This is a genomic window from Rhodanobacter sp. Root627 (assembly GCF_001427835.1).
Taxonomy (GTDB): domain Bacteria; phylum Pseudomonadota; class Gammaproteobacteria; order Xanthomonadales; family Rhodanobacteraceae; genus Rhodanobacter; species Rhodanobacter ginsenosidimutans.
On record NZ_LMGW01000004.1, the window covers coordinates 382,909 to 390,866 of the forward strand.

Below are 7,958 nucleotides of genomic sequence, written 5' to 3' on the forward strand. Positions count from 1 at the left end.
TTGGGCGCGTGGCATGACCGCGTTCATGCATGCCGCTTGCGGTTGGCGTGGATCGACATCAACACGCCGAACGCCACCAGCAACGACACCGCCGACGTGCCGCCGTAACTGATCAGCGGCAACGGCACGCCGACCACCGGCAGCATGCCCGCGATCATGCCGCCGTTGACGAACACGTAGACGAAGAAGCTCATGCCGATGGCGCCGGCCAGCAGTCGCGAATAGGTCTCGCGCGCCTCCATCGCGATCCACAGGCAACGGCCGATGATGAAGGCGTAAAGCGTGATCAGCGCGATGACGCCGACCAGGCCGAACTCCTCGGAAAACACCGCGAAGATGAAATCGGTGGTGTGCTCGGGCAGGAAATCCAGCCGCGACTGCGTACTGTGCTGCCAGCCCTTGCCGAAGATGCCGCCCGAGCCCACCGCGATCTGCGACTGGATGATGTGCCAGCCATTGCCCAGCGGGTCGGATTCCGGATTGAGCAAGGTCAGCACGCGGTCGCGCTGGTACTGGTGCAGGAAATGCCACGCCACCGGAATCATGCCGCCCACCGCCGCCAGCAGCACGCCGATGCGCCACCACGCCATGCCGGAGAGGAACAACGCGAACGTGCCGGCAGCGGTCACTAGCAGCGCCGTGCCCAGGTCCGGCTGCTCCGCGATCAATCCGGCGGGAATCGCGATCAGCAGGCCAACCATGGCGATGTCGCCCCAACCCGGCGGCAACCGCCGCGGGTGCAGGTACCAGGCCACCATCATCGGCATCGTCAGCTTCAACAGTTCGGACGGCTGAAAGCGCATCACGCCCAGGTCCAGCCAGCGGATCGAACCACGACCCTCGCCCAGCACCGCCACCACCACCAGCAATGCGGTGCTGCCGGCGTACAGCCATGGCGTCCAGCTGCGCAGCACTTGCGGCGGGATGCGCGAAATCAGCAGCAACAACGCACCACCCAGCACGAAGCGTCCGGCCTGCCCGCCCACCAGTGCCAGGTTGCCGTCGCCCGCGCTGTAGAGCGTCACCAGGCCGATAAAGGCCAGCAGCAGCAAGCCCGTGGCCAGCGGCAGGTCTATGCGCGGGCGGGTCATGATCCGGCGCAGGAACCGCCGCCCGCGCACGTACAGCACCTCGATCATGGCGTGTCTCCCTGCGGCAGCGGCGCGACGGGAGTTTCCTCATCGTCGGTCGGCGTGGTGGCGGGCAGTGGCGTGCGAGCGGTAGCCGCCGTGGGTGCAGGCAGGCGCGTCGCCCCCGCCAGCACGCTGCCCTGCTCGGCCAGCCATACGTCGAGGATCTTGCGCACGATCGGACCGGATGCGGAGGCGCCCCACGCGCCCGATTCCAGCAGCACCGCCACCGCGATCTGCGGGTTGTCAGCCGGCGCATAGGCAACGAACCACGCGCGATGGCGACTGGCGAGGTAGGCGGTATTGCGGTTGGTGTCGTAGGCACTGGTGGTACGCGAGAAACGCTCGGCGGTGCCACTCTTGCCGGCCATCAGGTACGGAAAGCCCGCCGACAGCGCACGGCCGGTGCCCTTGGCGCCGTAGATCACCATCTGCATGCCCTGGTTCACCGCGTCCCAGTCGGCGGGGTTGGCGATCACCGAGGGCCCGGAGGGTGGGTTGGGCAGCGGCTTGCGGGGCGCATCCATGCCTTGCTGGGTGGCCATCACCAGGCGCGGTTCGTACGGTATGCCATGGCCGGCGAAGGTGGCGATGGCGTGCGCCAGCTGCAGCGGTGTCACCGCCCAATAACCCTGCCCGATGCCGGCGATCACCGTTTCACCGGGATACCAGGGCTCCCTGGAATGCGCCGCCTTCCATGCGCGCGAAGGCAGCACGCCGGACGCCTCGCCGATCAGGTCGATCCCGGTGGGGCGGCCAAAACTGAACTTGGCCATGTAGTTGCTGAGCCGGTCGATGCCCATGTCCAGCGCCAGCTTGTAGAAGTAGGTGTTGACCGATTGCTCGATCGCCTGCATCAGGTTGACCCGCCCGCTGCCACCGCGCACGTCATCGCGATAACCGCGCGACTGACCGGGGATGTAGAACACGCCGTTGGAGAAAACGGTGTCCTGCGGTTTGCGAAAGCCGGTTTCCAGGCCGGCCAACCCCACCAGCGGTTTCACCGTCGAGCCGGGCGGATAGACGCCACGCAGTGCGCGGTTGTACAGCGGCTTGTCGGGGTTGTGGGTCAACGCGCTGTAGTCGACCTGGCTGATGCCGTTGACGAACAGGTTCGGGTCAAACGTGGGGACGCTGACCATGGCCAGCACCTGGCCGTTGCGCGGGTCGATCGCCACTGCCGCCCCGGGACGCCCCTCGAACGCCGCCTCGGCCGCCCGCTGCAACCGGGAATCGATGCTGAGGTAGAGATTGCTGCCCGGCGTGGGCGCATGGGTTTCCAGCACGCGCTGGGTGCGGCCGTCGGCATTGACCTCGACCAGCTCGTACCCGGGCTGGCCGTGGAGCGTGTTTTCGTAAGACCGCTCGACCCCGCTACGGCCGACGTGGCTGGTGCCCTTGTAGCGCACCGGGTCGAGGCGATCGACATCGTCGGCGTCGATGCGCCCCACATAACCCACGACGTGCGCAAAGGCCTCGCCCAGCGGGTAGCGCCGGGTCAGGTAAGGCACCACGTCGACGCCGGGAAACCGCCAGCGATTGACCGCGAAGCGATCGATTTCGTCTTCGGTGAGGTGCATTTTCAGTGGCACGCTCTCGAAGCGGCGGTTCTGCTTGAGCTGCTTGGCGAACGCGTCCAGGTCATCGTGGTCCAGCGGAACCACCCGGCCCAGTTGTGCCAGCAACGCGGGCATGTCCTTGACCTGCTCCGGCACCACCTCAAGCCGGAACGCCGGCACGTTGTCGGCCAGCAGCACGCCGTTGCGATCGTAGATGAGGCCGCGCGCGGGCGGGATCGCGCGCGGCTTGACCCGGTTGTTCTGCGAGCGGGTGACAAACTCGTCGTGGCGCACCACCTGCAGATAGGCGAAGCGGGCCATCAGCAGGCCCAGGCTCACCACGATCAGGGCGAAACCGACCAGGGCCCGGCGCCGGAACAACGCACCCTCACCGCGGGCGTCCTTGATCGACCGACGCTTCATGTCACGGAATCGCGCTTCATTGGATCCGCCAGCGCGCGCGCAGGTCGTCGAGCAGCAGGAACAGGAAAGGCCACAGCGCCGCGCCTACGAACGGCGCGATCCACCAGCTGGCCGGTGGCAACGACGCGCCGCCCAGAAAGCGCACCAGCAGCAGCAGCACGCGGTCGTTCAACAACAGCACCAACACCGCAAGCGATTGCTGCCACATCGGGAAAAAGCGCAGCCGCGAACGGAAGCGCAGGGCGATGAACACCAGCGCGCACAGCCGCAGGGCCTGTTCGCCCAAGACCACGCCGTTGACCACGTCGGCGCCCAGACCCACCGCAAACGCCAGGCCCAGCGTGACCCGATCCTCGGATTCCAGCGACCAGTACAACAGGACCAGGGCCGGCCAGTACGGCTTGAACGGCGCCAACGGGCCGGGCAACGGCACCAGCATCAGCAGCAGCGCAACCACCAGCGTGGCGGTGAACCACCAGCGCATCAGACTCTGGCGATTCATCGCGATACTCCCGGTGCGGCTGGCGGAGTCGCTGGTGCGTCGGCCGCGTTCGCCGGGGCGAGCTCGCTTGGCGGCCCCATCGGTTTGGCCGGCGCTGGCGGACCATCCGGCTCAGCCTGGTCATGCAGCAGCAGGACGTCTTCGCTGCGACCGATATCGGCCGCCGGCTGCACCTGGGCAACCAGGAACATGCCGGTGGCGGCAGGCGCCACCTCGGTGACCCGTCCTACCGGAAACCCGGGCGGGAAGCGCCCGCCAAGTCCGGACGTCAGCAATTGATCGCCCCGCTGCACGTCGGCCGCCAGCGGGATCGTGGGCAGCACGAGTTGATCGCCCCCGCGCGAGCCGTAGGCCACCGTGCGCAAACCCGTACGTTCGACCACCACAGGAATGGCGTGGGCGGGGTCGGTCACCAGCATCACCACCGAGGTGGTGGGCAAACTCTCGATCACCTGCCCCATCACGCCGTGCGCGTCGATCACCGGTTGCCCTGGCTTCACGCCGTCGCGTGCGCCCACGTTGAGCATCAGCCGATGACTGTAGGCGCCCAGGTCCACGCCGATGACACGCGCCAGTTGCACGTTGAGTTCAAGGCTGTGCCGGGTGTCGAGCAATTCCTTCAGATGCTGGTTCTGCTGCGCCACCGCGGCCATGCGATTCAACTTGGCGTTGGCCAGCAGCAGGTCCTCTCGCAGGCGCTGGTTCTGCTCGGTCAGGTGCTGGCGATCGCCGAACGCCACGCTGAGCGTTCGCATGCCGGCAACCGGCAGCCCCGCCAGTCGATAGACCGGCTCGACCACCGCCGCCGCCGCATCACGCACGCGCCACATCCAGCCATTGCGCTGGTCGAGCACCATCAGCACCACGGCCAGTGCCAGGTAGAAAATCAGTCGCAGCGTGCCGGCAGCATTGCCGGCGAACAGCGGCGAGGATTCGTCGCGCGCATGCGCCATGGCGGCCCTTGGTCCCCCGGATGCCGTGAATTATTCGGGAGCGAAGAAATCGCTGCCGTGCTGGTCGATCAGCTCCAGCGCCTTGCCGCCGCCACGCGCCACGCAGGTCAGCGGGTCGTCGGCCACCTGCACGTGCAGGCCGGTCTCTTCCGAAATCAGGCGATCGAGATCACGCAACAGCGCGCCACCGCCGGTCAGCACGATGCCGCGCTCGGCCACGTCGGAGCAGAGCTCCGGCGGGGTCTGCTCCAGCGCCGACTTCACCGCCGCCACGATGCCGGCCAGCGGCTCGTGCAGCGCTTCGAGGATCTCGTTGGAGTTGACCGTGAACATCCGCGGCACGCCCTCGGCCAGGTTGCGGCCGGAGATCTCGATCTCGCGCACTTCACTCTGCGGGAACGCACAGCCGATCTGCAGCTTGATCTTCTCGGCCGTTGATTCGCCGATCAGGGTGCCGTGGTTGCGCCGCACGTAGTTGATGATCGCCTCGTCGAAGCGATCGCCACCCACGCGCACCGACTGCGAGTAGACGATGCCGTTGAGGGAGATCACCGCCACCTCGGACGTGCCACCGCCAATATCCAGCACCATCGCGCCGCGCGCCTCGTGTACCGGGATACCGGCGCCGATCGCCGCCGCCATCGGTTCCTCGATCAGGAACACGTCGCGGGCGCCGGCGCCTTCGGCCGATTCCTTGATGGCGCGACGCTCGACCTGGGTGGAACCGCAGGGCACGCACACCAGCACGCGCGGGCTGGGCCGCAGCAGGCGCGACTTGTGCACCTGCTTGATGAAATGCTGCAGCATCGCCTCGGTCATGGTGAAGTCGGCGATCACGCCGTCCTTCATCGGACGCACCGTGGCGATGTTGCCCGGCGTGCGGCCGAGCATGCGCTTGGCGTCGCTGCCCACCGCGGCAATCGTGCGCGGACCGCCGGGACCGCGGTCCTGGCGGATCGCCACCACCGATGGCTCGTTCAGCACGATGCCCTGGCTGCGCACATAGATCAGCGTGTTCGCCGTGCCGAGATCGATGGAGATGTCGTTGGAAAAGATCCCGCGAAACTTCTTGAACATGGGTCCGCCGTGCGCCGATATTGAGCAAAAATCAAGCTCGCCAGTCTAGTCAGCGTTACCCGTCCACGCAAGGACAATAACGTTAAGAAAGCCTTGTACAACACGATGATAAGTACGTTTTCTGTATCGGCGGACGAACTTTGCACGAAGGAACCAAGTCGCGAATTGCGCGTATTCGCGGTAGCATTTGAACCTTTGGCCTGGGCCGTCCATCGGCCCTATCCTGCTGCCCTGCGCGGCATCCCACAATCGGGGACCCTTCACCCACCATGCCTGCCGTCATCTGCGGATCGCTGGCCTACGACACCATCATGGTGTTCCAGGACCAGTTCAAGAATCACATCCTGCCCGAGCAGGTACACATCCTCAACGTGTCGTTCCTAGTGCCGGCCATGCGGCGTGAGTTCGGCGGCTGTGCTGGCAATATCGCGTACAACCTGAAGCTGCTGGGCGGCGATCCACTGCCGGTCGCCACGGTGGGTCAGGATTTCGCGCCCTACCGCAAGCATCTGGAACAGTGCGGGATTCGCCTGAGCAGCGTGCGCGAGTTCGACGACCAGTTCACTCCGCAGTGCTTCATCACCACGGATCTGGACAACAACCAGATCACCGCCTTCCACCCCGGCGCGATGTCCAGCGCGCACGAAAACCACGTCCGCGACATCCCGCAGATCGACTTCGCCATCGTGGCGCCGGATGGCCGCGAGGCCATGCTGCAGCATGTGGATGAGTTCGCCGCCCGCGGCGTGCCCTTCATCTTCGACCCGGGCCAGGCCATGCCGTTGTTCAATGGCGACGAGTTCCGCGCGATGATCGGGAAGTCGACCTACGTCATCGTCAACGACTACGAGTCCCAGTTGCTGCAGGCCCGTACGGGCTGGAGCGCTGAGGAGATCGCCTCGCATGTGAGCGCCTACATCGTGACCCAGGGGCCGCGGGGCTCGGTCATCCACGCAGGCACCGAAACCCACCAGATCCCGCCGGCACGCGAGCGCGCGGTGGTGGACCCGACCGGTTGCGGCGATGCTTATCGCGCCGGCCTGATCTTCGGCATCATGCGCGGCAAGGACTGGCCCACCGTGGGGCGCATGGCCTCGCTGATGGGCGCGCTGAAGGTTGAACACCCCGGCACGCAGAACCAGCATTTCAGCTACGGCGAGTTCGCCGCGGAATTCCTCAGCCAGTTCGGTTACGCGCTGGACTGATCGCCGCATCGCATCCTGATGCCACCTGCCGCGACTACCTCGCATGACCTGCGGGGATTCGCGCGCAGGTTTCAGTGCGTGGGCGCGTGCTTGCCCGCTGGCAGCGTCAGTCGGTCGATATACGCAAGCGCGACCGCAGACACCACGAAAGTCAGGTGCAGCAGGATCTGCCACATGATCGTTTCGCCATCCATGCTGCGCGCCTTGATGAACGTGGCCAGCAGGTGGATCGAGGAGATGCCGATGATCGCCATTGCCAGCTTCACTTTCAGCACGGTGGCATTGACGTGTGACAGCCATTCCGGCTGATCCGGATGCCCCTCCAGGCGCAGGCGCGAGACGAACGTCTCGTAACCGCCCACGATCACCATCACCAGCAGATTGGAAATCATCACCACGTCGATCAGGCCGAGCACGGTCAGCATGATGGTCGCCTCGGCACTGTCGCCTCCCCCGGCGGCATCGATGCCACCGTGGAACAAGGTGGTTTCCACCAGGTGCCAAAGCTCCCGCAGGAATTGCACGACATAAATGCCCTGGGCAACGATCAGCCCCAGGTACAAAGGCAGTTGCAGCCAACGCGAGGAAAAGATCAGGTACGACAGGGGACCCAGGCGGCTTTGGTTGAAAGTCGTCATTCGTGTTCGCTATGGGGAAAGGCGCTCGATTCTACCGATCCAAGCGGAACTATCGTCACCGAAATAAGCAGGCGCGACAATTTGTCCGGTGCGTTCCCCGAGATACGTGATCGGTCAAAGATCGCTCGGTCGGACGGCTCATTCGTCGGGGTCGAAAACCCGCGCATTCGCCAACAGGTCGTTAGCTGACTGGCACGTTCACCCATACGACCACGGGCCGACCACATCGCACGCGTTCCAGCAGGACGCCGTGGCGATGGTCACCGCATCGATCAATGCATAGGTCACCCATCAGTTCGACGGAAGCCGTCCTCAACAGCGCTGTCCAGTGCCCGGACGGTGCGCTTCGTCAGCCGGATAAAAAGAAGCCGTGCAAAAGAAAAACCCCCACCGTTTCCGGTGAGGGTTGATCAGGATAAAGCCCCTGGCGGTGACCTACTCTTGCATGGGCGAGCCACACTACCATCGGCG

General features: G+C 65.5%; 7 protein-coding genes. 1 reads left to right on the plus strand and 6 read right to left on the minus strand.

What is annotated here, in order from left to right; genetic code table 11:
• Nucleotides 1-23 precede the first annotated feature (23 nt).
• Genes rodA through ASD68_RS16305 form a run of 5 tightly spaced genes read right to left on the minus strand, consistent with a single transcriptional unit; the run spans nucleotide 24 to nucleotide 5,644 of the window.
• The gene (gene rodA / locus ASD68_RS16285) at nucleotides 24-1,139 is read right to left on the minus strand and encodes a rod shape-determining protein RodA (RefSeq protein ID WP_056085568.1); all 1,116 of its coding nucleotides are present in this window, start codon (nucleotides 1,137-1,139) and stop codon (nucleotides 24-26) included.
• The gene (mrdA, locus tag ASD68_RS16290) at nucleotides 1,136-3,112 is read right to left on the minus strand and encodes a penicillin-binding protein 2 (protein ID WP_056608700.1); all 1,977 of its coding nucleotides are present in this window, start codon (nucleotides 3,110-3,112) and stop codon (nucleotides 1,136-1,138) included. Before mrdA ends, rodA begins: the two co-directional genes overlap by 4 nt.
• A 16-nt stretch (nucleotides 3,113-3,128) precedes the next feature.
• Entirely contained in the window at nucleotides 3,129-3,614 is a 486-nt protein-coding gene (gene mreD / locus ASD68_RS16295; RefSeq protein ID WP_056085570.1) for a rod shape-determining protein MreD, read from the minus strand.
• On the minus strand, nucleotides 3,611-4,567 hold the full coding sequence (mreC, locus tag ASD68_RS16300) for a rod shape-determining protein MreC (RefSeq protein WP_056608703.1): 957 nt from the start codon (nucleotides 4,565-4,567) through the stop codon (nucleotides 3,611-3,613). Before mreC ends, mreD begins: the two co-directional genes overlap by 4 nt.
• A 30-nt stretch (nucleotides 4,568-4,597) precedes the next feature.
• Complete coding sequence (locus tag ASD68_RS16305; RefSeq protein WP_056085572.1) at nucleotides 4,598-5,644, minus strand: rod shape-determining protein; 1,047 nt, start codon at nucleotides 5,642-5,644, stop codon at nucleotides 4,598-4,600.
• Nucleotides 5,645-5,913: 269 nt separating this feature from the next.
• On the opposite strand from ASD68_RS16305, the gene ASD68_RS16310 reads away from it, so the two are divergent.
• The gene (locus ASD68_RS16310; protein WP_056608706.1) at nucleotides 5,914-6,849 is read left to right on the plus strand and encodes a carbohydrate kinase family protein; all 936 of its coding nucleotides are present in this window, start codon (nucleotides 5,914-5,916) and stop codon (nucleotides 6,847-6,849) included.
• Between the two features lie 71 nt (nucleotides 6,850-6,920).
• On the opposite strand, the gene ASD68_RS16315 is transcribed toward ASD68_RS16310, so the two are convergent.
• Nucleotides 6,921-7,487 carry a TIGR00645 family protein gene (locus tag ASD68_RS16315; RefSeq protein WP_056085574.1) on the minus strand — a complete coding sequence of 189 codons (567 nt, stop codon included), beginning with the start codon at nucleotides 7,485-7,487 and terminating at the stop codon, nucleotides 6,921-6,923.
• Nucleotides 7,488-7,958: the final 471 nt, after the last annotated feature.